The 22,992-nt window shown below is 69.1% G+C and carries 21 protein-coding genes; 14 read left to right on the top strand and 7 right to left on the bottom strand.

Features of this window, described 5'->3' with window-relative positions; translation table 11 throughout:
• The first annotated feature begins 25 nt into the window (after window positions 1–25).
• Both ilvD and ACH34W_RS29310 read left to right on the top strand, forming a co-directional pair.
• Window positions 26–1,876: a dihydroxy-acid dehydratase gene (ilvD, locus tag ACH34W_RS29315; RefSeq protein ID WP_395964335.1), complete on the top strand. Its 1,851-nt coding sequence runs from the start codon at window positions 26–28 to the stop codon at window positions 1,874–1,876.
• Window positions 1,877–1,909: 33 nt separating this feature from the next.
• Window positions 1,910–2,134, top strand: coding sequence for a zinc ribbon domain-containing protein (locus ACH34W_RS29310; protein WP_395964334.1), 225 nt, complete (start codon window positions 1,910–1,912; stop codon window positions 2,132–2,134).
• A gap of 170 nt (window positions 2,135–2,304) precedes the next feature.
• Here the strand turns inward: ACH34W_RS29310 and ACH34W_RS29305 are convergent, their stop codons facing one another.
• Window positions 2,305–2,814: an HNH endonuclease gene (locus ACH34W_RS29305; protein ID WP_395964333.1), complete on the bottom strand. Its 510-nt coding sequence runs from the start codon at window positions 2,812–2,814 to the stop codon at window positions 2,305–2,307.
• Window positions 2,815–3,112: 298 nt separating this feature from the next.
• Window positions 3,113–3,700 carry a hypothetical protein gene (locus tag ACH34W_RS29300; protein WP_395964332.1) on the bottom strand — a complete coding sequence of 196 codons (588 nt, stop codon included), beginning with the start codon at window positions 3,698–3,700 and terminating at the stop codon, window positions 3,113–3,115.
• A gap of 162 nt (window positions 3,701–3,862) precedes the next feature.
• Here ACH34W_RS29300 and ACH34W_RS29295 point away from each other — a divergent pair, with 162 nt between their 5' ends.
• The 3 genes from ACH34W_RS29295 (at window position 3,863) to ACH34W_RS29285 (ending at window position 7,783) form a co-directional block, all read left to right on the top strand.
• Window positions 3,863–4,789 (top strand): hypothetical protein, encoded by a 927-nt coding sequence (locus tag ACH34W_RS29295; protein WP_395964331.1) that lies wholly within the window; start codon window positions 3,863–3,865, stop codon window positions 4,787–4,789.
• 81 nt (window positions 4,790–4,870) lie between these two features.
• On the top strand, window positions 4,871–6,958 hold the full coding sequence (locus ACH34W_RS29290; RefSeq protein WP_395964330.1) for a prolyl oligopeptidase family protein: 2,088 nt from the start codon (window positions 4,871–4,873) through the stop codon (window positions 6,956–6,958).
• 39 nt (window positions 6,959–6,997) lie between these two features.
• On the top strand, window positions 6,998–7,783 hold the full coding sequence (locus ACH34W_RS29285; RefSeq protein WP_395964329.1) for a class I SAM-dependent methyltransferase: 786 nt from the start codon (window positions 6,998–7,000) through the stop codon (window positions 7,781–7,783).
• 133 nt (window positions 7,784–7,916) lie between these two features.
• Here ACH34W_RS29285 and ACH34W_RS29280 read toward each other — a convergent pair whose 3' ends face one another.
• Together ACH34W_RS29280 and ACH34W_RS29275 are read right to left on the bottom strand one after the other, a co-directional pair.
• Complete coding sequence (locus ACH34W_RS29280; RefSeq protein WP_395964328.1) at window positions 7,917–8,558, bottom strand: GNAT family N-acetyltransferase; 642 nt, start codon at window positions 8,556–8,558, stop codon at window positions 7,917–7,919.
• Between the two features lie 8 nt (window positions 8,559–8,566).
• Window positions 8,567–10,189, bottom strand: a complete 1,623-nt coding sequence (locus tag ACH34W_RS29275; RefSeq protein WP_395964327.1) for an XRE family transcriptional regulator — start codon at window positions 10,187–10,189, stop codon at window positions 8,567–8,569.
• 472 nt (window positions 10,190–10,661) lie between these two features.
• Between ACH34W_RS29275 and ACH34W_RS29270 the strand changes: the two genes are divergently transcribed.
• The 4 genes from ACH34W_RS29270 (at window position 10,662) to ACH34W_RS29255 (ending at window position 14,761) form a co-directional block, all read left to right on the top strand.
• Window positions 10,662–11,051: a hypothetical protein gene (locus ACH34W_RS29270; RefSeq protein WP_395964326.1), complete on the top strand. Its 390-nt coding sequence runs from the start codon at window positions 10,662–10,664 to the stop codon at window positions 11,049–11,051.
• 439 nt (window positions 11,052–11,490) lie between these two features.
• Window positions 11,491–12,507: a mechanosensitive ion channel family protein gene (locus ACH34W_RS29265; protein WP_395964325.1), complete on the top strand. Its 1,017-nt coding sequence runs from the start codon at window positions 11,491–11,493 to the stop codon at window positions 12,505–12,507.
• 101 nt (window positions 12,508–12,608) lie between these two features.
• Window positions 12,609–12,992 (top strand): globin, encoded by a 384-nt coding sequence (locus ACH34W_RS29260; protein ID WP_395964324.1) that lies wholly within the window; start codon window positions 12,609–12,611, stop codon window positions 12,990–12,992.
• Window positions 12,993–13,009: 17 nt separating this feature from the next.
• Window positions 13,010–14,761, top strand: a complete 1,752-nt coding sequence (locus ACH34W_RS29255; protein ID WP_395964323.1) for a glycoside hydrolase family 13 protein — start codon at window positions 13,010–13,012, stop codon at window positions 14,759–14,761.
• Here ACH34W_RS29255 and ACH34W_RS29250 read toward each other — a convergent pair.
• Together ACH34W_RS29250 and ACH34W_RS29245 are read right to left on the bottom strand one after the other, a co-directional pair.
• Window positions 14,701–16,008 carry a sensor histidine kinase gene (locus tag ACH34W_RS29250; RefSeq protein WP_395964322.1) on the bottom strand — a complete coding sequence of 436 codons (1,308 nt, stop codon included), beginning with the start codon at window positions 16,006–16,008 and terminating at the stop codon, window positions 14,701–14,703. The two genes, ACH34W_RS29255 and ACH34W_RS29250, sit on opposite strands and share 61 nt — an antisense overlap.
• Window positions 16,005–16,700, bottom strand: a complete 696-nt coding sequence (locus ACH34W_RS29245; protein ID WP_395964321.1) for a response regulator transcription factor — start codon at window positions 16,698–16,700, stop codon at window positions 16,005–16,007. The genes ACH34W_RS29250 and ACH34W_RS29245 overlap by 4 nt, the downstream gene beginning before the upstream one ends.
• Before the next feature lie 144 nt (window positions 16,701–16,844).
• Here ACH34W_RS29245 and ACH34W_RS29240 point away from each other — a divergent pair, with 144 nt between their 5' ends.
• From ACH34W_RS29240 to ACH34W_RS29225, 4 genes are all read left to right on the top strand, one after another.
• On the top strand, window positions 16,845–17,393 hold the full coding sequence (locus ACH34W_RS29240; RefSeq protein ID WP_395964320.1) for a hypothetical protein: 549 nt from the start codon (window positions 16,845–16,847) through the stop codon (window positions 17,391–17,393).
• A gap of 34 nt (window positions 17,394–17,427) precedes the next feature.
• Entirely contained in the window at window positions 17,428–18,501 is a 1,074-nt protein-coding gene (locus tag ACH34W_RS29235; RefSeq protein WP_395964319.1) for an HlyD family efflux transporter periplasmic adaptor subunit, read from the top strand.
• The gene (locus tag ACH34W_RS29230) at window positions 18,498–19,196 is read left to right on the top strand and encodes an ABC transporter ATP-binding protein (protein ID WP_395964318.1); all 699 of its coding nucleotides are present in this window, start codon (window positions 18,498–18,500) and stop codon (window positions 19,194–19,196) included. Before ACH34W_RS29235 ends, ACH34W_RS29230 begins: the two co-directional genes overlap by 4 nt.
• A 74-nt stretch (window positions 19,197–19,270) precedes the next feature.
• On the top strand, window positions 19,271–20,401 hold the full coding sequence (locus tag ACH34W_RS29225) for an ABC transporter permease (RefSeq protein WP_395964317.1): 1,131 nt from the start codon (window positions 19,271–19,273) through the stop codon (window positions 20,399–20,401).
• A gap of 47 nt (window positions 20,402–20,448) precedes the next feature.
• On the opposite strand, the gene ACH34W_RS29220 is transcribed toward ACH34W_RS29225, so the two are convergent.
• Entirely contained in the window at window positions 20,449–21,867 is a 1,419-nt protein-coding gene (locus ACH34W_RS29220) for an aminopeptidase (RefSeq protein WP_395964316.1), read from the bottom strand.
• A gap of 254 nt (window positions 21,868–22,121) precedes the next feature.
• On the opposite strand from ACH34W_RS29220, the gene ACH34W_RS29215 reads away from it, so the two are divergent.
• Window positions 22,122–22,733 (top strand): hypothetical protein, encoded by a 612-nt coding sequence (locus tag ACH34W_RS29215; RefSeq protein ID WP_395964315.1) that lies wholly within the window; start codon window positions 22,122–22,124, stop codon window positions 22,731–22,733.
• Window positions 22,734–22,992 lie beyond the last annotated feature (259 nt).

The following is a 22,992-nucleotide window of genomic DNA, read 5'->3' as shown; positions in this document are numbered from 1 at the left end:
CTCGCAGATGTTGGGAGAGGTCCCTATGCCCCCGCTCAAGTCACGTACGGTCACCCACGGCAGGAACATGGCGGGCGCGCGCGCCCTCCTCCGTGCCACCGGCGTAGCGCGGGAGGACTTCGGCAAGCCGATCGTGGCGGTGGCCAACAGCTTTACGCAGTTCGTCCCGGGCCACGTGCACCTGCGCGAGGTCGGCGACGTGGTCGCGGGCGCGGTCCGCGAGGCCGGCGGCATCCCCCGGGAGTTCAACACGATCGCGGTCGACGACGGCATCGCCATGGGCCACGGCGGCATGCTCTACTCGCTGCCCTCGCGCGAGCTGATCGCCGACGCGGTCGAGTACATGGTCAACGCCCACTGCGCCGACGCCCTGATCTGCGTGTCCAACTGCGACAAGATCACCCCCGGCATGCTCCTGGCGGCGCTCCGCCTCAACATCCCCACGGTCTTCGTGTCGGGCGGCCCGATGGAGGCCGGCAAGCCCGTCAGCGGCGTGCACAACGGCAACAAGCTCGACCTGATCGACCCCATGATCGCCGCCGCCGACGAGTCGGTGTCCGAGGAGACGCTCGCCGAGATGGAGGAGAGTGCCTGCCCGACCTGCGGCTCCTGCTCGGGCATGTTCACCGCCAACTCGATGAACTGCCTGACCGAGGCCATCGGCCTGTCCCTCCCCGGCAACGGCACGATCCTGGCGACCCACACCGCCCGCAAGGCGCTCTACCAGGACGCCGGCCGGGCCGTCGTCGACATCGCCCGCCGCTACTACGACCAGGACGACGAGAGCGTCCTCCCGCTCAACATCGCGACCAAGGACGCGTTCGAGAACGCCATGGTCCTCGACATCGCGATGGGCGGATCGACCAACACGATCCTGCACCTGCTGGCCGCCGCCGTCGAGGGCGGCGTCGACTTCGGCCTCAAGGAGATCGACGAGCTCTCCCGGCGCGTGCCGTGCATCTGCAAGCTGGCGCCCGCGACCGGCAAGTACCACGTCGAGGACTGCCACCGCGCCGGCGGCATCCCCGCCCTCCTCGGCGAGCTCGACCGGGCCGGTCTCCTGCACCGCCAGGTCACCTCGATCCACTCGTCCTCGCTCCCCGAATACCTGGCGGCATGGGACGTGCGTTCCCCGGAGACCACCCCCGAGGCCCGCGAGCTCTGGCACGCGGCTCCCGGCGGCGTCCGCAGCACCTCCGCGTTCAGCCAGAGCGCCCGCTGGGACGAACTGGACCTCGACCGCGAGAACGGCTGCATCCGCGACGCCGAGCACGCCTACACCACCGACGGCGGCCTGGCCGTCCTCTACGGCAACATCGCCCCCGAGGGCGCCATCGTGAAGACCGCCGGCGTCGAAGAGGAGCTCTGGACCTTCGAGGGCCCCGCCGTGGTCTTCGAGAGCCAGGACGACGCGGTCGAAGGCATCCTCGGCGACAAGGTCAAAGCAGGAGACGTCGTCGTCATCCGCTACGAGGGCCCCAAGGGCGGCCCGGGCATGCAGGAGATGCTCTACCCGACGAGCTTCCTGAAGGGCCGCGGCCTCGGCAAGGCCTGCGCCCTGATCACCGACGGCCGCTTCTCCGGCGGCACGTCCGGCCTGTCCATCGGCCACGCCTCCCCCGAGGCCGCCGCCGGCGGCATCATCGCCCTGGTCCAGAACGGCGACCGGATCGTCATCGACATCCCCCGCCGCGTCCTGGAGCTGGACGTCCCCCAGGACACCCTCGCCGCCCGCCGCGAGAAGCTCCTGGCCAACGGCGGCTACCGCCCCCAAAACCGCCAGCGCCCCGTCTCCGCCGCCCTCCAGGCCTACGCCGCCATGGCCACCTCAGCCTCAACCGGCGCCGCCAGAGACATCACCCAGCTGTACAAATAACCGAACGGGTGCCGCTGACCGTATCCTGGGCCCGTGCCACGTTATGACTACCGCTGCCGCGCGTGCGGGGCGACCTTCGAGGTGTCCCGCCCGATGATCCAGGCCTCCGACCCGGCGTCCTGCCCGGAAGGTCACGACGACACCGTCAAGCTGCTCTCCACGGTCGCCGTGACCGGCTCAGCAAAGGGAAGCGCGCCCGCGCCACGCCCCAGCTCAGGTGGCGGCGGTGGCTGCTGTGGAGGCGGCTGCTGCAGCTGACCTCAGCCTTCGCCACCCCGCGACGGCCCCAGCCCGCAAGCGAGCGCGCTAACGGGTCGTGAAGCGAGCCGAAGGCGAAGCTTCACGAGAGATCGCGAAGCGATGTCGCGCTCGCCGCTTTTGCGGTTCGGTGGCCGAGCCGCCAGGCGAGGACTCCGAGGCCGCGAAAGCTAGGCGGCAGGCTCAGTGACGTAGGCGGCCCATTGGGGGTCGCCGTCGTGGATGACGCCGATCAGGCGCCAGTGGGCGCCTCTGGGCACGCCAGGGGTGACGCTGAGGGTCCAGCCGAGCTCTTCGAGCAGGCGGTCGGCCTTGCGGTGGTTGCAGGACATGCAGGAGGCGACGCAGTTCTCCCAGACGTGCTTGCCGCCGCGGCTGCGCGGGTGGACGTGGTCGATCGTCTCGGCGCGGCGGCCGCAGTAGGCGCAACGGAAGTTGTCGCGCCGCATGAGGGCGGCCCGGGTGAGGGGGACGCGGGTGCGGTACGGGATGCGGACGTAACGGCGGAGCCGGATGACGGAGGGGACCTCGATCGACACCGTCGCCGCATGGAGGACCGCGCCCGAGATGTCGTGATGAACGACGTCGGCCTTCTCCCGGAGCACGAGGCAGACCGCTCGCCTGAGCGGAAGCGTGGTGAGTGGTTCGTACGTCGCGTTCAGGAGGAGGACTTGTCGCATCAGACGCCCTCCACCGGGGCGTGCTTCCCTTTGGCCTCGGTGGACGCGCTCCTGCGCGCCTCGCACCGAGGCCCGATTATTGTCTCCGGCACCTGCGCACCCGTCATGAGGACCTCCCCAGGGGCGAACCGAACCCGAAATCAGTGTGGCGCCTGAGAAGGCCGTCCGCTACCCCAATAATCCCCAATCGTGCACGAGATCGAACGCACGAGACTCCCTCCACCACAGAAAGTAATGGCGGGATCCCCGAGTGGGTACACAGTACGCGTTCGTGAGGGTCCGCTTCGCGCCCCCTACCTCACTGAGGTGCGGCGACGGGTGCGGGCGTGTTGGGCTGCCCCGCTGGAGGCGGCGTGTTGGGCTGCCCGGCTGGGGGCGGCGTGTTGGGCTGCCCCGCTGGGGGCGGCGTGTTGGTGGCCGGAGCGTCGGCGGGCGGCTGAGTGGCCCCGGTCTTGGGGGTCTGTTCCGCGGCCGGGCCGTGGTGCCAGGTCACGCGGCCGTTGATCTGCACGTTCCCCGAGGCGTCCGGCGGCAGTTCGGCCGCCAGCGTGCCCTGGCGCTTCTGCCCGGCCTTCAGTGTCCCGTACCGGCACCGGATCGAGGTCTCCGTGACCTCGCAAGGCTTTTTTACCGACCGGATCTTCAGTTTCGGCGTAAGCCGGTGCGTGAGCACCACCTTTTCGGCGCTCTCGCCGCCGGTGTTCTTGATGGTCCAGCGCCAGGTGACCGTGTCGCCCGCGTCGGCGACGTCCGGTGCCGAGTAGTTGAACACGATCTTTCCCGTTCCCGCGTCCGCAGGCATGGCGGTGACCAGCAGCGACATACCCGTCGCCGCGCTGACAGCGGCGCGCGCCGACCAGTGGTGCGGCCTGATGATGCCCTTCATCTCAACCCCCGTTTGGAAGAGCTCAATGATCACCGCCACTTCTACCGAAATTGGCCAGCGCGTTCATCTCGCCACACGTGACAACCGGAGACCCCGCTCGCGCGACACGTATCTGATATGGATACTTGCCACTTCATTCCAACCATCCGGAAAGGGCTTCCCGTGCGACGTTTCTCCGCCCTCACGATCGCCGGTCTGGTCGCCGTCTCCCTCACCGCCTGCGGTGGCTCGGACTCGGCGGGCTCGGGCTCGGGAACACCCGGCGCCAAGGCCTCCGCCTCGACCGCTCCGAAGACCCTCGCCCTCGCCGAGGTCGCCGGTCTGGTGCACAACCAGTTGAAAAACAAGAAGTCAGTCAGGATGAACGTCGACTCCGGCGACGGCTCGCCGGCATCCGTTGTGGTCAGCAACGAGAACGGCACGCCCGCGCTCGAAATCAAAATGACCTCCGAAGGTAAGGCGTTGCGGCTGATCAAGATCAAGAACGACGTCTTCATGGAGGAGAAGGACCCCGAGGCGCAGGTGGCTCCCGGCAAGACGTTCACCCGTTTCGCCGCCGACTCCAAGAACCTGCTCGCCAAGCTGATGGTGGCCCTGGTCGGCGCGATGAGCAGCATCGCCGACACCGGGCAGCACAGGGCGCTGATGACCTCCGGTGGCACGCTGGCCGGACCGGTCCCCGACAAGGTCGTCGACACCCCCGCGCAGCGGTACACGGTCAGCATCGACATGGCCAAAGCGCTCGAGACGATCGACCTGCGCAAATATCTCACCTCGAACGTCGCGCTGGCCCGGGAGGTGACCAAGGGGCTGGGCGTCAAGAACGACCCGGCCTTGGACAAGCTGGCCAAAATGAGCGACGCTGATCTCGCCAAGCTGAAGGCCAACATGCTCAAGGCCGTCGAAGGAAGGCCCCTCACCTACGAGGTCTGGGCCGACGCCCAGAACGTACCGGTGAAGTTCAGCGTGGAGGCCCCCACCAAGACGCGCGACAAGACCACCGTCACCCTTTTCGATTGGGGCATCTCGCCAGTCAATGCCCCGCCCGCCGAACTGGTCGCCGACATGCCCGATCTCCCCCTCAACTGACGGGGCTCTTCCGCACCCGCCAAGTCCCTTCGCGGATATCGGGCAGCCGGTAAGGCGCGGCGGGCCGGTACATTGCCTGCCATGAGCCGACCGCAGTACCCGTCCGCGCAGCGCCAGGAAATCGTCGATGACCTCTTCGGCCACCGGGTGCCCGATCCGTACCGGTGGCTGGAGGACCGGCAGGGCGAGGATACCGAGAAGTGGCTGGCGGAGCAGGACGACCTGTTCCACCGTACGGTCGATGAGCTTCCCGGGCGGGATGCGCTGCGCCGCAGGCTCGGTGAGCTGCTCGCGGCGGGCAGCGTGGGCTCGCCGGTGTGGCGGGGCGAGCGGCGGTTCTTCACCCGGCGCACGGCCGACCAGGAGCACCCGGTGCTCTACACGGTGGATCCGGACGGCGCCGAACGACCCCTGCTCGATCCGATGGAGCTCGACCCGGCGGGGACGACCACGTTGGACGGGTGGCAGCCGGACAAGGAGGGCCGGCGGCTGGCCTACCGGGTGTCGCACGGCGGCGATGAGGAGTCGCTGCTGTACGTGATCGACGTCGCTTCTGGTGACGTGGTGGAGGGGCCGATCGACCGGAGCCGCTACTCGTCGACCGCGTGGCTGCCCGGCGGCGAGGCGTACTACTATGTGCGCCGCCTGCCCGCCGACGGGGTGCCCGAGGGCGAGGACCAGTATCACCGGCGGATCTACCTGCACCGCGTCGGCACCGATCCGGACACCGACGACGTGCTGGTCTTCGGCGAGGGGATGGACAAGACCAACTACTACGGCGTCTCGGTGAGCCGGGACGGCCGCTGGCTCACGATCAGCTCGTCCCAGGGCACGGCGCCGCGCAACGATCTGTGGATCGCGGACCTGTCGGCGTCACCGCCCGAACGCCCCGCGCTCCGGGCCGTCCAGGAGGGCGTCGACGCCGAAACCGGTCTCTACGTCGGGCGCGACGGCCGCGCGTACATCTTCACCGACCGCGACGCGCCCCGGTCCCGGCTCTGCGTCGCCGATCCCGCCGACCCGTCGTTCGAGAACTGGCGGGATCTCCTCCCGCAGGATCCCGAGGCGGTGCTCAGCGACTACGCGATCCTCGACGACCTGGACCGGCCGATCCTCCTCGCGGGCTGGACCCGGCACGCGATCAGCGAGATCACCGTGCACGACCTGGCCACGGGCGAACGGATCGGCGAGGTGCCCACGCCCGGTCTCGGCTCGATCGGCGGCATCATCGAACGGCCCGAGGGCGGCCATGAGGCGTGGTTCGGCTACACCGACAACGTGACGCCGTCGTCGGTCATGCACTACGACGCCCGCACCGGCGAGACCACCCTGTGGGCGTCCGCGCCCGGCACGGTCAGCGTTCCCGAGGTCGAGGCCCGGCAGATCACGTACGAGTCGTACGACGGCACCGAGGTCCGCATGCTGGTCCTCGCCCTGCCCGGCGCGTCCGGCCCGCGCCCGACGATCCTCTACGGATACGGCGGCTTCAACGTGCCTCTGACCCCCGCGTACTCCGCGGGCGTCCTCGCCTGGGTGGAGTCCGGCGGCGTATACGCGATCGCCAACCTGCGCGGCGGCTCCGAAGAGGGCGAGGAGTGGCACCGCGCGGGCATGCGCGACAAGAAGCAGAACGTGTTCGACGACTTCCACGCCGCCGCCGAGAAGCTGCGCGCCGACGGCTGGACGAGCAAGCTCGCGATCTCCGGCGGCTCCAACGGCGGCCTGCTCGTCGGCGCGGCCCTGACCCAGCGCCCCGATCTCTACGACGCCGTCGTCTGCTCGGCCCCCCTGCTCGACATGGTCCGGTACGAGAAGTTCGGACTCGGCGAGACCTGGAACGACGAGTACGGCACCGCCACCGACCCCGCCGAACTCGAATGGCTCCTCTCGTACTCCCCGTACCACCACGTCAGCAAGGGAGTCGCCTACCCGGCCACGCTCTTCACGGTCTTCGACAGCGACACCCGCGTCGACCCGCTGCACGCCCGCAAGATGTGCGCGGCACTCCAGCACGCCACCTCCGGCGACGCACCGATCCTTCTCCGCAATGAGGCGGAGGTCGGCCACGACGCCCGCTCAGTCACCCGTTCCATCGGCCTGATGGTGGACACGCTGTCGTTCATGGCCGCCCGGACCGGGCTCGTGCCGTCAGTCACATCCGGACCCTGACCATGGCCGGACCCAATTGACCCGTGGTCGAATAGGCATGTGACCTCAGTGCTGCGTCCCAGCGTCCAGGAACGTGTCCGCGCTCTTCTGGAGTCGCCGCCTGACCCGCACGCTGGCTACCACGACGGCTACCTCGACGTGCTCGGCCCCACCGCCGAGCCCACTCCGACCGTCGCCCAGCGGGTGATGCAGTCGACCTTCCTGCCCCAGATCTATGAACGTGTCTGGCGGCCGGTCGGCTTCAACCTCGCCAAGGGCTGGCCGGTGGGCCCCGACACCGCGGCCGAACACACCCTCGCCCGTGACTGGCTCGGCCTCGCCCAGCCCGGCGACGTGCACAAACCCGCCGCCACCGTCCTCGACGTCGCTTGCGGCCCGGGCAACGTCACCCGTGCCCTGGCCGCCGGCGTCGGTGAGAACGGACTGGTCGTCGGCCTCGACGCGGCCCACGGCATGCTCGCCCGCGCCGCCGGCGACAGCTCCGGAGACGTCGCCTACGTCCGTGGCAACGCCGTCGACCTCCCCTTCCGCGCCGACACGTTCGACGCGGTCTGCTGCTTCGGCGCCCTCTACCTCTTCGACGACCCCTGGGCCGCCGTCGACAGCATGGCGCGCGTACTCAAGCCGGGCGGGCGCCTCATCATCCTCACCACGCGCCGCCCGTCCCTGCCCGTGAGCCGCCTCAGCAGCGAACTCCTCGGTGCCCTCTCCGGTGTCCGCATGTTCGGCGACCGCGAAGTGACCCGCGCCCTCACCGACCGGGGTTTCACCGACGTGAAACAACGCCGCTACCCCCTGATGCAGCTCGTGGCAGCGTCGTACTGATCTGGCGCCGGACACCTGCTGGTGGAGACAATTTGAGCCGCGGTGGACCCCTGCCGGGCCGCGCCGCCGGGTGGGATGACCACCGCGGCTCATCCGCTGTTCCCCTCAGCGGAGTCATTGAGGCCGAAGAGCGTCAGCGCAGCCTTTTCTCCAGGTAGATGTTGACGATGCCGCCGATCACTTCGCGGCGGGTCTCCTCCCAGCCGAACTTGCGGTAGAGCTCAAGCGCCGGGCCTTGAAGCTCGGTGGTGTCGGCTCGGAGGACGCGGTAGCCGAACTCGGCGGCGCGTTGCTCCAGGGCGCGCACGATGGCGGCGCCGAAGCCGCGGCGTTGTACGCCGGGGCGGACGCGTAGGCGGACCATCTCGACGGCGTCGAGGTTGGGTGCGCCAGGGGCGTACCCGCCGAACGCACGTGCGCTGCCCCCAGGAACAAGGTCGGCGCGGCGGAGGCCGCCCATGGCGACGATCGTGCCGTCGAGCTCGCCGACGATGAACTCCCCGTCGTTGCGGAGATAGATGTCCTCCATTCGGAAGAAGTCGTGGTCGTAATAGACGCCGTCGCCGGGGCGCAGGCCCACCTGGGCCAGCCCCTCTCGATGGAGTTCGAGGACGGTGGCGTGGTCGGAGGCAAGGTACCGACGGATGCGCAGGCCGCCGAAGGCCCAGACAGGCGGCTCCTGCTGGAGCCGGACCAGACCTGCGCGGGTGCTGTCCACTCCCCCAGTGGTGAACTCGGGACGGCTTGGCCGGGGGGCGCCGTCCTGCGGTGCCATGACGCCGCTCAGACCTGCTCGGAGGGGGGGACGGCGGGCGTTTGCTTCGTCGGGCTCTTCACCGAGGGTGCGGCGAGCGACTCGTAGAAGTCCTTGAGTGCCGCGATCTCTCCGTGTTTGGCGTTGACGGCCGCACCGAGCTGGCGCGCGCGGTGGACCAGGATGTCGGAGCGGTGCTCGGCGGGCAGCTCCTGGATGGCGTCCCGGCCCGCGTTCAGGGCGGCTTCGGGGTGGCCCGCGTGCAGCTTGCAGGCCGCCCGGTCGAGCCGTACGAGGGTCATGTCGACCCAGTCGGTGGCCGAGTACAACGTGAGGGCGTAGCTCAACACCTCGTCGCCATGTTGGTGGTCGCCGAGATTAGTGAAGGTGTCGCCCTCGTAGAAAGCCATCTGCCGGTCGGTGAACCCGAACGCCAGATCGCTGGTCTGCGTCTTCGAAAGCTGGTCGAAGACGGAACGCCCGCGCACGAGAGCACGCCGGGCGCTGGGGGCGGCATCGCTGCGGCCGCGCAGCGCCAGCTGGCCGAGCGCGCGCGCCTCGACCGCAGGAGCCATCGCCGCCGCCACACCGGGCGTGCGCCCGGCGAGGTCCTGCGCCTTGCGCGCCAGGTGAAGCGCCTCACGCGGGTCGCCGTAGTACATCGGCACCAGGGACTCACGCACCGTCACCCACGCGCGCAGTTGCCGGTCACCCGTCTCGTCTGCGGCGGTACGCGCGGTGCGGAAGAAGGACCGGGCCAGCCGGTGGTCACCCAGATTGATCATGATGAGACCGGACAGCCCCGACAACTGGGCGGCGATCCGGCAGAGCCGTTCCTGGAGCTCGACCGGCTGCCGCTTGTCGCACATGCGGCGTACCTCGCTGAAGTCCAGCAGTACGTCGCACAACATTCGCAGTGACGGAGTGGCCTGGTATTGCTGACCGTAGCCCAGGGTCGTCTCCTCCCACTGATCGAGCATGGTCGGTGACACCGTGGCGCTGACCAGGGTGTCGTCCATCTTGCGACGAAGGTTGTCCACCGCCCCAAGGAACTGCCCGTCGAGCGCCACGCCCGCTCCGGCCAGCAACTGCAGAAGGGTCCTACGAAGCACGATGTCCTCCTCTCCTACATCGACAGAGATGGGGGCTTCGGCGCGGTCATGCCCCCGCATTTCGTTGACTGAGATCCACTGACGGTCGTCCGGCCTGGGCACCACGACCGACCCCACGAGCGGGGCGGGCTCCTCCGGAACCCGCCGGTCGGCCGCCGTCCGATCCGCCGGCCGCGCGGGCCCCGACCCGCCCGGCCGGTCCACCGCACGCCCGTTCGCGCCTGCGGCTGCATCGGGACGGGTCGCATGCCCGTGACCGCAGATGCAGGGACTCCGGTAACCGAGGTCGTCGGGTTCGACCCGGTAGACGGCGCAGAGGTAGTGCAGGTACTCCGGGCCGGGACGCTTGTAGCCGCTTTCGTACGCCGACAGCAGTGTTTCCCCCAGGCGGGGACACGGCTTGCCGTCGACCTCGTACAGCGCCCGGACCTGAGCGACGATGTCGGACAGCGCGACACCATGGGAAAGGCGGTGTGCCTTGACCCGGCTGGTGCCGAAAAGAGGCCCGCACTGATCGTGGATCTCAGCCGCGATCTCCACGGGGCAACGTCCTCGAGCCAGACCATGCGCGCGTATTCTGCGAGCTATGTCCGTTTCTTTCCGAGGGGGGTCCGACATCGGTTCCGGCCTCCTCACCGCTGAGCCCGGAAACAGGCCCTTTTAAAGGGGAAGGGGCCCGCGTCCGGCCACGGCGACCGGTGCTAGATGGACACGACAGATAATCTCTCGCGCACGCAGCGTAACTCTCGCAACGGGGCAGGCCAAGCCATTGTCATCGAAAGGGATGGGCACACCGGGCAGGCTTAGACCTCGGGTAGAGAATCCTCCACCGCAGTGGGGTGAACCTACCCCTGAGGTGGGGCAATCCCGTACTTCAGCGGGCGGACCCCCTCTTGACCCAGCACCGTGAGAGTTGCGATTCTCGCCGCGAGTAACGAAGTGCATTCAGAGAGTTCGATCACGGGAACGTCCGAGCAGTCCTCGCAGCACGATCGACGGAGGGGGTGCGCAGGTGGTCAGCGACAGACGCGTCGGCTACCTCGAGGAGCTGGAGCACGAACTTGACACGCGCGGCCTGGTGGCCCGTGTGGTCAGGACCCGCTCGGGTCCGGCCTTCCTACGGGTCGTCAACCCGGAGGCCGCGAGCCTGGCGGAGGACGTCACGTGCGCCCCCGCTCCGGAATCGCACGACCACTACTTCTGGTGGTCTTGGGGGGAGCGCATGCACCGGGTGGACGACCCGGAGGGCGCCGCGGTCAAGCTGGCGCACGTCCTGCAGGCCTACCGCCGCGAGACGCGCACCCTCGAACACCACGGCGTCGACACCCGCGGCCGCGGCGTGCAGGGTCGCGAGGCCCACGCGCCCATGACCGCGAGACAGCGGCCGCCAGGCCACCGATGAGCCGGGCGTGTCCCGTGGGGTCACGGCCGGAACGGCGCGGCAGCCGGGCCCCACGGGACACGTTCGTCCTCCGGTGCATGCACGGGACACGACCCGCGGCCATCCGGGTCGGTGGAGGATTCACCACCTGTGGATTGAAGGATCCAGTACCGGGTGGTTGAGGGTCGCCAGTACCGGGTGGTTGAGGGTCGAGGGCGGGATTGGTGCGGTGCCCGTGGCGTTTCACCGTTGATCACAACTGAAGGCGGCCGCGGATCCGGGACCCCACGCCCGTGCCCGGATTCGCGGCAAAGGGTCAGTCCCTCCCCGGCCAGGTCCCGCCATCCCGCCGGCGCCGTACGAACCGCTCATCACCGTCCCCTACGATCGGCTCGTACGACCGCCGCAGGTCCACGGCGACATGGCGGACATCCACAGCCGGCCGGGGAGGGTCTGCCACATGCCGCTCGCTCAGACGGCTCTCACCCTTGGGTCATCGCTGCCCTGGCAGCAGCAGGTTACGCCGGAGCAGGCGTGCGACACTCCCAACCCCAGCGTCTCGTGCCGCTTGGTGTGGAACATCACGAACGACGAGCGCTTCACGCTTTTCTTCAAGACGTGGCTGGACACGCCGCTCAACGTCTTCTTCTGGATCGTCGTGACGCTGGTATTCGCGCTGATCCTGCGCAGCATCGCGCTCCGCGCGATCACCAAGGCCACGCTCCGCATGGCCGAGGGCACCATGTCGGAGAAGATCCGTGAGCGGACGCGGACGTCCTTCGAAGGCAGCCCCGCACTGCTCAACCAGCGCCGTGCCCAGCGCGCCAAGACGCTTGGATCGGTGCTGCGGTCGATCGCGTCCATCCTGATCATGGGGACCGCGGCGTTCAGCGTGCTGGGTGAGCTCGGCCTCAACCTGGCTCCCATCCTGGCCAGCGCCAGCGTGATCGGCGTGGCCGTGGGTTTCGGGGCACAGAGCATCGTCAGGGACTTCCTGGCCGGGCTGTTCATGCTGCTGGAGGACCAGTACGGGGTCGGCGACTTCATCGACGTCGGCACCGCCAAGGGCACGGTCGAGGCCGTCACCCTGCGGGTGACGCGCATGCGCGACGTCGACGGCGTGGTCTGGTACGTGCCGAACGGCGAGATCAAGAAGGTCGGCAACGAGTCCCAGAACTGGGGCCGCGCCGTGCTCGACATCCCGGTGGACATCCACGAGGACACCGAGCGGGTCAAGGAGATCCTCCAAGTGACCGCGGACACGATGGCCGCGGACGCCGACTGGAAGGAACTGGTCCTCGAGGAGCCGTCCGTCTGGGGCGTCCAGGCCCTCGCCGGCGACGCCGTGATCGTCCGGGTCGTGATCAAGACGGCGCCGGGCAAGCAGGCCAGCATTGCCCGTGAGTTGCGCGAACGCGTCAAGAAGGCGTTCGACGAGGCGGGCATCTCCGTGGCCACCCCGGGCGCGAACGCCTGACCCTGCCCCGGGCGCGAACGCCCTAACCCGGGTCGTCACTTGATCAAGGTGAGCTGTCACACACCGAGGGCGGCGAGCTCTCGCATAGGGTGGGGAGCGCCATGACACAACAGGTGACCTTCTACGAAGCGGTCGGCGGCGAGGAGACCTTCCGTCGCCTGGTTCACCGCTTCTATCAGGGTGTCGCTGACGACCCCCTGCTCCGCCCGCTCTATCCCGAAGAGGACCTCGGACCCGCCGAAGACCGGCTGCGGCTCTTCCTCATCCAGTATTGGGGCGGCCCCAACACCTACAGCACACAGCGCGGGCACCCCCGATTGCGCATGCGGCACGCCCCGTTCGTCATCGGCGAGGCGGAGCGCGACGCGTGGTTGCGGCACATGCGCGACGCCGTGGACGAGCTTGAGCTTCCGGAGCAGCTCGACACGATGCTCTGGAACTACCTCACGATGGCCGCACAGAGCATGGTGAACGCTCACACCTGAGCGGGTAGATCGCCGGTATGACGCGATCCCCCTGGTGGCGTGATGCCGTCGTCTACGAGGTCTATGTCCGCAGCTTCGCCGACTCCGACGGGGACGGCGAGGGCGATCTGCAGGGCGTCCGCTCCCGGCTCGGCTACCTGCGCGACCTCAGTGTGGACGCGCTGTGGCTCACCCCGTTCTACCGTTCTCCGCTGGCGGACGGCGGATATGACGTGGCCGATTACCGTGACGTGGATCCGCGGTTCGGCGGGCTCGGCGACTTCGACGCGCTGGTCGCCGACGCGCACGCCCTCGGGCTGCGGCTGATCGTCGACATCGTCCCCAACCACACATCCGACCGGCATCCTTGGTTCCGGGAAGCGCTGGCCGCACCGCACGGGTCTCCCGCACGAGAGCGCTATCTCTTCCGCCGGGGCCGTCCAGGTGCAGGATCGTCCTCCAGCGTCACCCTCGGTGGAGGTTCTTCCACCGAGGTGGAGAAAAACCCCGAATCGGTTGAAGGTTCCTCATACCGCGAAGGTGCGGAGGGGCCGCCGAACGACTGGCCGTCGGCGTTCGGAGGACCGGCCTGGACACGCCTGCCCGACGGGGACTGGTATCTCCACCTGTACGCTCCCGAGCAGCCCGATCTCAATTGGCGCAATCCGGAGGTACGGGCGGAGTTCGAGGACATCCTGCGCTTCTGGCTCGACCGCGGCGTCGACGGCTTCCGGATCGACGTCGCCGCCGGTCTCTTCAAGGACGCCGCGTTCGCCGACCTCGCGGGCCGGAGCCGCCATGTCGTCAGCGGCCCCATCTACAGCCGCCCCGAGGTGCACGAGGTCTACCGCGACTGGCGCCGCATCCTCGACGGGTACGCGGGCGAGCGGATGGCGATCGGCGAGGTCTGGACCGAGAGCGCGGAGGACCTGGCGCTGTTCCTGCGACCCGACGAACTCCACCAGGTGTTCCAGTTCGATCTGCAACTCGCCGGGTGGTCCGCGGAGTCGTTCCGCCAGGTGGTCACCACGGCACTGGCCGCCGTCGCGCCCACGGGTTCGGCGCCGACGTGGGTGCTCTCCAGCCACGATTCCGTACGCCACGTCACGCGGTACGCACCGCCTGGCGGCACGCGGAACGTACCGCCTGGCGTCACGCGGTGCGCACGGCCCGGCGGGCCCTATGCTTCCGGGCTGGCCCGGGCCAGGGCCGCGCTGCTGTTCATGCTGGCGTTGCCGGGTTCCGCGTACCTCTACCAGGGCGAGGAACTGGGCCTCCCCGAGGTGGTCGACCTCCCCGATGCGGCCCGCCAGGATCCGGTGTGGACGCGCTCCGGCGGCACGCGACCCGGCCGGGACGGTTGCCGGGTCCCGCTGCCCTGGTCTGGGACGAACGAGCCGTACGGCTTCTCCCCCAACGGCAGCGGCACCGGACCGTGGCTCCCGATGCCCTCGGCGTGGGCACAGTTGACCGTCGAGGCGCAGCAAGCCGACCCCGGCTCGACCCTCTCGTTCTACCGGCGGGCCTTGCAGCATCGCCGCGACCTGCACCTGCCGGAGTCGCTCGATTGGCTTCCGGCGGACCAGGATGTGGTGGCGTTCACCCGCGGGCCGCTCACCTGCGTGCTCAATTGTGGTGAACGGGCCGTGCCGCTGCCCGTCGGCGTCGGCGAGGTCTTGATCAGCAGCGCGTTGGCCGTTCAAGAACCTGCCGTTCAGGAGTCGGCCGTTCAGGATCTGCTGCCCGCCGACACCTCCGCATGGCTGCTGCGCGCTCCGCAGTCGTCCTGATCAGGTGCCCGGAGGCCGCACGTTCCGAAGGTCACCCGAATGCTCAGCCCGCCGTCCGGGTTGGCCTGCGCGACCGCCTCTCCGCCGTGCGCGCGGGCGATCGAGTCGACGATGGACAGTCCAAGACCGGTGCCTTCGCCGCGCGCGTGACGGCGCGGGTGCAGGCGGCGGAACGGTTCGAAGAGGTGCGGTACGACGTCGGAGGGCACCTCCGGGCCGGTGTTCCTGACCTTGAGCCCTTCGTCGTCCAGATGCACGAGGATCTGCCCACCGGGGACGTTGTAGCGGAGGGCGTTCTCCAGGAGATTACGGACCAGATGCCTGAAGAGGGTCGGATCTCCCTCCAGCCGTACGGGCTCGATCTGCGATTCGACCGTCACATCTCGATCGCGGGCCTCGGCGGCATGCTCGGCCACGATGCCCTCCACCATCTCGCCCGCGTCGATCGGCTCGGGCCGGTCCAGCCCCTGATCGCTGGCTGATAGCAGCAGCAGTCCTTCGATGAGCCGCTCGCTGCGGTCCGCCACGTTCAGCAGTTTGGAGCGGACGCGCGCGACCCTCGCCGGGTCGGGGTCGGCGAGGCCGATCTCCAGCGCGGCGCGCTGGACGGCGAGCGGAGTCCGCAGCTCGTGGGCGGCGTTGGCGACGAACCGTCGCTGCGCGGAGACCAGGCTTTGCAGCCGGTCGAGCATGGCGTCGAACGTGTCGGCGAGGTCCTTGAGCTCGCCCGGCGGGGCCGCGAGGGCGATGCGTTCTTCCAGATTCTCGCCGGAGAGGCGCCGGGCGGTGGCGGTGATCGTGTGCACGGGACGCAGCACGCGGCCGGCCATCCACCACGCGAGGAACACCGACACGACGGCGAAGATCGCGAGCGCGATGAGCGAGACGATCAGCAGCTGCTCGTAGGTGGTGTCCTCGGCGGCGGTCGTGGCCCGGACGAGGGTGACGGCTCGGCCGCGCGCCGCCTCCGCCGTCATGCCCGGGACCGCCTCTGTACCCAGGGCCGCCTCTGTATCTGGGACCGTCTCTGTATCGGGGAGCGCCCCTTTGCCCTGGGTCGGCTGCGTGGGCTTCGCCGCCACTGCGGGCGCCCAGCCGGCCGGGACCGCCGTGGTGATCGCAGCGGGCAGGCGGTCGGCAAGGGACTTCCTCATCAGGAAGTAGACCGACGCGACGAGTCCACCGCCGGCGACGAGCAGCAGGCCTCCGTATAGGGCCGTGAGCCGGGCCCGGGCAGTGATCCTCATCCGCTCGCTCTCATCCGCTCGCCCGCATCTCCGTTCGCCCGCATCCGGTAGCCGGAGCCCGACACGGTCTCGACCACGGACGGCTGGCCGAGCTTGGCCCGCAGCTTGCTGACGGTCACCCGTACGGCGTTGGAGTTGTAGCTGATGTGCTCCTCCCAGACCTCTTCGATCAGCTCGTCGGTGCCGACCACCGCGCCGTCCGCGCGCATCAGTGTCTCCAGGACCGCGAACTCCTTGCGCGAGAGGTCGAGGCGGCGGCCGTCGCGATACGCCTGGCGGCGCGGGATGTCGAGGACGACCCCGGCTCGTTTCAGGACCGGCGGCAGCGCGGGGCGAGCCCGCCGCCCCAGTGCCAGCACGCGGGCGACGAGTTCCTCGTAGGAGAACGGCTTGGGCAGGTAGTCGTCCGCCCCCAGCCCGAGGCCCTCGACGCGGTCGCGGACGGTGCCGGACGCGGTCAGCATCAGGATCCGCGTCAACCGCCCGCTGTCCACGATCTGACGGCAGACGTCGTCGCCGTGGACCTCGGGCAGGTCCCGGTCCAGCACGACCACGTCATAGTCCATCGCCTCGAACCGGCGCAGCGCCTCCGCGCCGTCATGGGCGACGTCCGTCGCGATCGCCTGGGACCGGAGGCCCTCGGCGATCAGTTCCGCAAGGTAGTCCTCGTCCTCCACCACCAGCACGCGCATGCTCCTAGGTCTACCTGACCTGCCATTTCGAAAAGATAAGCGCCCAGGCCCCACCCGGATTAAGGAAAGGAAACACCCAGCCCGGCCACCCTCAGGGACATGGCCGGGCCGATCGGGGTCCGACCCCGACCGGGAGGACGTCCCATGATCACCAGTCGCCATCGGCTGCGTGTGCTCACCGCCGCCTCGGCCCTGTCCGCCCTGGCCTTCCTCGTCGCCGCCTGTGGGGGAGATGCGGGCGGCAAGAACGCAGGCGGCGACGGCAAGGGGGGCTCCTCTGCCTCCGGCTCCGCCCCCGGCGGCAAGACCGGAAGCAACCGGGCGCCGTCGATGGACCAGCAGCTCAAGCTCGCCAAGTGCATGCGCGAGCACGGCGTCGACATGCCCGATCCCAAACCCGGCGAGGCCTCCCAAGGCATCGCCATCGGCGGGAACGGCGCGAGCCCGGAGAAGATCGAGAAGGCCCTGAAGAGCTGCCGGAACGTCGCGGGGATCCCGGAGCCGCAGCCGATCTCGCAGGAGCAGAAGGACAGGATGCTCAAGTTCGCCCGGTGCATGCGCCAGCACGGCGTCAACATGCCCGACCCGAAGTTCAACGGCGGCGCAATGGCCGCCCAACGGGCTCCGCGGAGCGAGGCCGAGAAGGAGAAGTTCGAGAAGGCCAACAAGGCCTGCGGCGCCGCGTTCGGATGATCCCCCATCACACGGACGCGAGGGGACGCAGACCATGAAGCGAAAGACGATCATCGGCGCCGCGGCGGCCCTGGTCGTCGCGGCCACCGGAGCGGGGATCACCGTCAACGCGACGGCTGACGGTGGCGGCGGGGACGAGCGGCGCGGTGCGGGGGCCGCCATGACCACCGCCCCGGTGGAACGCGGCGACCTGAGCGACAGCAGCTCCGTCCAGGGAACGCTCGGCTACGGGGGCGAACGCAAGCTGAAGGCGGGCGCCGGCGGGACCGTGACGTGGGTCAAGAGCCCTGGCTCCACCGTCCGTCTGAACGGCAGGCTCTACGAGCTGGACGGACGGCCCGTACGGCTGATGTACGGGACGCGCCCGATGTACCGGACGCTCAAGACAGGCGACGAGGGACCAGACGTACTGCAGCTTGAAAAAAACCTCAGCGCCCTGGGCTACAGCTTGACCGTGGACCAGAAGTACACCGCGGCCACCGCCGACGCGGTCAGGCGCTGGCGGAAGGCCCACGACGACAAGGCCAAGGGAACGGTGGGCCCGGACGCGATCGTCTTCGCACCCGGACCGGTCCGGGTGAAGAGCCGGGACGCGTCGGCGGGCGACCGCGTCGCCCCCGGGAGCCCGGTGGTGACCTCCTCCGGCGCCGAACAGGTCGTCAACCTCAAGCTCGAAGTCGATCAGGCGAGCACCCTCAGGAAGGGCACGAAGGTCACCGTCGAGCTGCCCGGTGGCCGCACCGCGAGGGGCGCCGTACGCAGCATCGGCACCACGGCCGCCAAGGACGGCGGCGGGGGCGAAGGCGGGGGTGACGAGGGTGAAGCCAAGGTCGACGTCGTCATCAAGCTCGACGACCCGAGGAGGGCGGGTGGCCTCGACCAGGCCCCCGTCACCGTGAACATCACGACCCAGACGAGTAAGGACGTTCTCTCCGTCCCCGTCCAGGCTCTGTTGGCATTGCCGGGCGGCGGCTATGGCATCCGGGTGGTCGCCCCGGGCACGCCTCGTACGGTCAAGGTCGAGCTCGGCGTCTTCGGCGAAGGCCGCGTAGAGGTGACCGGCCAAGGCCTGAACGAGGGTATGAAGGTCGAGGTGCCCAAGTCATGACCCCGCGAGTCGTTGAGCTCGTCGGTGTGCGGAAGGAGTATCCGGGGGGTGTCGCCGCGCTGGCCGGTGTCGATCTGACCGTCCAGCGCGGCGAGCTGGTGGCGATCGTCGGGCCGTCCGGGTCGGGCAAGTCCACGTTGCTCCACATCATCGGCAGTCTGGATCGCCCGTCCGCAGGCATGGTCCGGATCGCCGGGCATGAGGTGGCGAACCTCTCCGATCGCGAGCTGTCGGCGCTGCGCGCCCAGCACCTGGGGTTCGTGTTCCAGTCGTTCCACCTGGCCGCCGGGATCTCGGCGCTGGACAATGTGGCGGACGGGCTGCTCTACAGCGGCCAGCCGCTACGCGTCCGCCGCCGCAAGGCGGCGGACGTGCTGGCACGGGTCGGCCTCGCCGACCGGATGACGCACCGGCCGCATGAACTGTCCGGCGGCCAGAAGCAGCGAGTCGCGATCGCCCGCGCGATCATCGGCGAACCCGCGTTGCTGCTGGCCGACGAGCCGACCGGCGCGCTCGACACCACTTCCGGCGACACCGTGCTGGCACTGCTCCGCGATCTGAACGCCGAGGGCGCGACGATCGCCGTGATCACGCACGACAACGAGATCGCCGCGGCACTCCCCCGGCAGATACGCCTCCGCGACGGCCTGATCGTCTCCGACACGCAAACGCCAATGCAGGCAGGCGCCAGATGAGAGGCGGACGTGTGAAAGGGCAGAGGTTGGTGCCGGCGCGGCTCCCGGTTGGTGATGTGCTGCGGGTCGGGGCGGTGGGGTTGCGTACTCGGCCGGTCCGCGTTGTGTTGTCCGCGCTCGGCATTGCGATCGGCATCGCGACGATGATCTCCGTGGTGGGGATCTCGGCGTCCGGCAAGGCCGACGTGTTGCGGCAGCTTGATGAGCTCGGCACCGACTTGCTGGTGGCTGGTCCTGGCGAGTCGATGTTCACCGGGAAGAAGACCAAGCTGCCCAAGGGCGCGGAGAAGATGGTGCAGCGGATCGACGGCGTCGAGCAGGCGGCGGCCACCGGCTCGCTGCGGGACACCGTCCGGCGCTCCGACAAGATCTCCAAGGAGGAAACCGGCGGGATCGTCGCACAGGCGGCCACCGAGGAGCTGCTCAGGACGCTGCGCGGCAAGGTCCGCATCGGTACCTGGCTGAACGCGGCCAACGGGCGCTTCCCGTCCGTCGTCCTCGGCTCAGTGGCGGCGGAACGGCTGGGCATCACCGAGATCGGCCAGCAGGTCTTCGTCGGCGACCGCTACTTCATCGTGATCGGGATCCTCGACCCGCTGCCGCTCGCACCGGAGATCGAACGTTCCGCGTTGACCGGCTGGACGGCGGCGCAGCGGTATCTCGGGTTCGACGGCCATCCGACCTCGATCTACGAACGTTCCACCGACGTGCCGCGAGTGCGCGGGCTCCTGCCGCGCACGATCAACGCGGAGAACCCGCAGGACGTCACGGTCACCGATCCGTCGGCGGCGCTGCAGGCCAAGGCCGCCGCGGCGGGCGCGTTCACCGATCTGCTCCTCGGGCTGGGCGCCGTCGCGCTCCTCGTCGGCGGCGTCGGCGTCGCCAACACGATGATCATTTCGGTGCTGGAACGGCGGCACGAGATCGGGCTCCGCCGTTCACTCGGTGCGACCCGCGGGCACGTCCGGCTGCAGTTCGTGACCGAGTCGCTGCTGCTGTCCGGCCTGGGCGGAGCCGCCGGGGCGGTGCTGGGCACGCTGGCGACGTTCGGGTACGCCACGTCCACCGGCCTGCCTCCCGTGGTGCCCCTCTGGTCGATCGCGGGCGGCCTCGGCGCGACGCTGGTCATCGGCACCATCGCGGGCCTCTACCCGGCCGTCCGGGCCGCCCGTCTCTCGCCCACCATCGCCCTCCAGGCCGTCTGATCGGGTCCCGCGCCGCAGGCAGGCTGCGGCGCGGGACTCGTGCCGGGTTACAGCGGGGGACGGCCCTGGAGGATCAGGGGGTCGATGGCGTCGGACGGCGTGGTGGTCAACGTCTGCGCCTGCGCGGGCACGTTCGCCCAGCGGAACAGGTCCGCGATCGCCTTGGCGCGCTGCGCAGCAGGCAGCTTCTCGATGAGCTTGCCGCTGTGGTTCATGCCGGGGGCGGTGTAGACAGCCGAGTCGCGGGTGCCCTTGCCGAGCCTGAACCGCTCAGAGCCCCACGGGTCGTTCGCCCCGTACAGGAACATCAGCTTGCTGCCGCGCGAACGCACCCAGCTGTCGATGTCACGCATCGCCTTGCCGCCGTCGAACCGCATCCGGATGTTGCGCGGCACGTACGTCCGCGGCTGGTAGCTGCTCTCGTACCGCAGCAACGGCCGCAGGTTCTTGAACTGCGGCGTGGGCCAGCCCAGCTGCGTGCCCGCCTGGTAGTAGTACGGGATGTACGGCTGCAGGCCCTGGTCTGTGTAGAACGAGATGCCCGCGATCGAGTCGAGGCTCTTGTAGAGCACGTCGTCCGAGGCGTTGAGGGCGGGCAGGGACGTGCAGTCGGACTGCAGGGCGTACTGCCAGAAGCCCCATTCGTAGTCCATGACCGAGTTCTCGAACGCGCGGTCCGGTGTGCGCAGGATCGTGAACGTCCAGCCGTTCTTGGCGGCGTCGGCCTTGAAACGCTGCAACATGGCCGGGCGCCGCTTGAGGAGCTCGCGGGCCAGGCGCTTCACGTGCGTCCGGCACAGCGGGTCGGTGCCGACCGTCGCGAAGAACCGGTCGTACCGGCTGTCCTCCTTGTTGTTGACGTCGTTCGGCGCCACATAGACCACGCTGCCGTCGACGTCACGCGGATAGAAGCGCTTGTGGTAGACGACCGTCATGCCGCCCTTGCTGACCCCGGTGGAGATCCAGCGCTTCTTGTAGATCTTCTTGAGCGCCTGGATGATCCGGTGCTCGTCGGTGGCGGCCTGCCAGATCGTGTCCTTCGTCCAGTCCGCCGGCTGCGGCCTGGACGGCGTGAAGTAGCGGTACTCGATCGAGATCTGGTTGCCGTCCACGAGCGCCGTCGGCTCGGTCTTGAACATGACCTCGGGCGTGTTGTAACCGCTGGTGTACCGCACCATCGGCCGGTCGAGCGACGTGTGCTGGAGCATGATCCGCTGCTCGAACCACCGGCCCTTCGGGCGCCGGTGGTCGACCGGCTGCCGGTACTTGAGCCAGAACCAGCGGTAGCCGGGCATGGTGGAGGTCTTCTCCTCCACCGTCATGCCCTTGATCGCCTTGAGCCGCGCCGCGAGGTCCTCCTGCGGTTGAGCGGCGGCCCGCGTGCCCGGGGTCGCTCCGGCCGCGGCCTGCGCGGTGGCGATGGCACCGGTGCTCGCGACCATCCCGGCGGCGAGCAGCAGGGCCATCGACCCTCTGGAAACGTTTACCATCGTCCGCCCTTCGTGTGGGGTCTCCACAATTCGCGAAGGCGACATTAGAGGGATAGATGAGACATAAGTGGATTCATGTTTTGCTTGTTATCCACCCGTGACACCCGGTTTGCCCACCACGTCAACACCCTCGGCGTTGTCATGCGATTCGGATGGGCATAATGTCGGCCCTAGGAGTGTCTTTCCGTAGCCACTCCGTTCCGAACAGTGATCTTCGCGGGGGGATGCAAATGTTCATTCAGATCATCCAGGGCAGGGTCAGCGACGCCGCAGAGGTGAAGGACGCACTGGACCGCTGGGTCCGCGACCTCGCCCCAGGAGCGAACGGCTGGCTCGGCAGCACCGCCGGAGTCACCAACGACGGGACGTTCGTCACGTTCGCCCGGTTCGAGAGCCGGGAGGCGGCGCGGCGGAACAGCGACCGCCCCGAGCAGGGCCAGTGGTGGATCGAGACCTCCAAACTCTTCACCGCCGAAGTGACCTTCCACGACTGCACCGAGACCGCCACCTGGCTCGACGGCGGCTCGGACCAGGCGGGCTTCGTCCAGATCATGCAGAACCGGGTCCGCGACTTCGCGGGTCTCGTCAACTCCATGAGGCAGGAGGACAACACGGCCATACGCACGTTCCGGCCCGAGATCATCGGAAGCGTCATGGCGGTGCACGAGGACGGCATCGGCATCAGCGAAGCCGTCTACTTCACCTCGGAGGCCGAGGCGAGGGCGGGCGAAAGCAAGGAAATGCCCCCTGAGTTGCGGGGCCAGTGGGAGCAGATGATGCGCTTCTACGAGGGCGAGTTCACCTACCTCGACCTGCACACCCCCTGGCTGTACTCGCCCTGAGCACGGATCGGGTGCAGCGCGTACCCGTTCGTCGTGCCAGCGGCCGTCCACATGGATGCGCCGGCCGTGGCGCCACGTGCCAGCACGCGTTGCGACCTGCCGTACGGCCTCGGTCGCAACCCAGTAGCAGCTCTGCAGCGGCCCTTGTTGAGCGTGATCCTCCCGGCGATCTCTCCGTTCTCGAGGATCACGCCCGGCCAGGCTTGGGTCGCGCACGTTCGCCGCTGACCCTCCACCCGGTTGGCCAGATAGAGCCCGG

This window comes from Actinomadura sp. 6N118, assembly GCF_044326415.1.
In the GTDB taxonomy this organism is placed as follows: Bacteria; Actinomycetota; Actinomycetes; order Streptosporangiales; family Streptosporangiaceae; genus Spirillospora.
Note: the sequence above shows the minus strand (reverse complement) of the source record. Positions and strands in the feature narration are given on the sequence as shown.

What these genes read in the sequence shown, in the direction of transcription:
- ACH34W_RS29240 (WP_395964320.1), top strand. Translation starts at nt 16,845, where the DNA reads ATGATCACCAGTCGCCATCGGCTGCGTGTGCTCACCGCCGCCTCGGCC.
- ACH34W_RS29265 (WP_395964325.1), top strand. Translation starts at nt 11,491, where the DNA reads ATGCCGCTCGCTCAGACGGCTCTCACCCTTGGGTCATCGCTGCCCTGG.
- ilvD (WP_395964335.1), top strand. Translation starts at nt 26, where the DNA reads ATGCCCCCGCTCAAGTCACGTACGGTCACCCACGGCAGGAACATGGCG.
- ACH34W_RS29305 (WP_395964333.1), bottom strand. Translation starts at nt 2,814, where the DNA reads ATGCGACAAGTCCTCCTCCTGAACGCGACGTACGAACCACTCACCACG.
- ACH34W_RS29280 (WP_395964328.1), bottom strand. Translation starts at nt 8,558, where the DNA reads ATGGCACCGCAGGACGGCGCCCCCCGGCCAAGCCGTCCCGAGTTCACC.
- ACH34W_RS29230 (WP_395964318.1), top strand. Translation starts at nt 18,498, where the DNA reads ATGACCCCGCGAGTCGTTGAGCTCGTCGGTGTGCGGAAGGAGTATCCG.
- ACH34W_RS29245 (WP_395964321.1), bottom strand. Translation starts at nt 16,700, where the DNA reads ATGCGCGTGCTGGTGGTGGAGGACGAGGACTACCTTGCGGAACTGATC.
- ACH34W_RS29220 (WP_395964316.1), bottom strand. Translation starts at nt 21,867, where the DNA reads ATGGCCCTGCTGCTCGCCGCCGGGATGGTCGCGAGCACCGGTGCCATC.
- ACH34W_RS29235 (WP_395964319.1), top strand. Translation starts at nt 17,428, where the DNA reads ATGAAGCGAAAGACGATCATCGGCGCCGCGGCGGCCCTGGTCGTCGCG.
- ACH34W_RS29290 (WP_395964330.1), top strand. Translation starts at nt 4,871, where the DNA reads ATGAGCCGACCGCAGTACCCGTCCGCGCAGCGCCAGGAAATCGTCGAT.
- ACH34W_RS29255 (WP_395964323.1), top strand. Translation starts at nt 13,010, where the DNA reads ATGACGCGATCCCCCTGGTGGCGTGATGCCGTCGTCTACGAGGTCTAT.
- ACH34W_RS29215 (WP_395964315.1), top strand. Translation starts at nt 22,122, where the DNA reads ATGTTCATTCAGATCATCCAGGGCAGGGTCAGCGACGCCGCAGAGGTG.
- ACH34W_RS29250 (WP_395964322.1), bottom strand. Translation starts at nt 16,008, where the DNA reads ATGAGGATCACTGCCCGGGCCCGGCTCACGGCCCTATACGGAGGCCTG.
- ACH34W_RS29300 (WP_395964332.1), bottom strand. Translation starts at nt 3,700, where the DNA reads ATGAAGGGCATCATCAGGCCGCACCACTGGTCGGCGCGCGCCGCTGTC.
- ACH34W_RS29260 (WP_395964324.1), top strand. Translation starts at nt 12,609, where the DNA reads ATGACACAACAGGTGACCTTCTACGAAGCGGTCGGCGGCGAGGAGACC.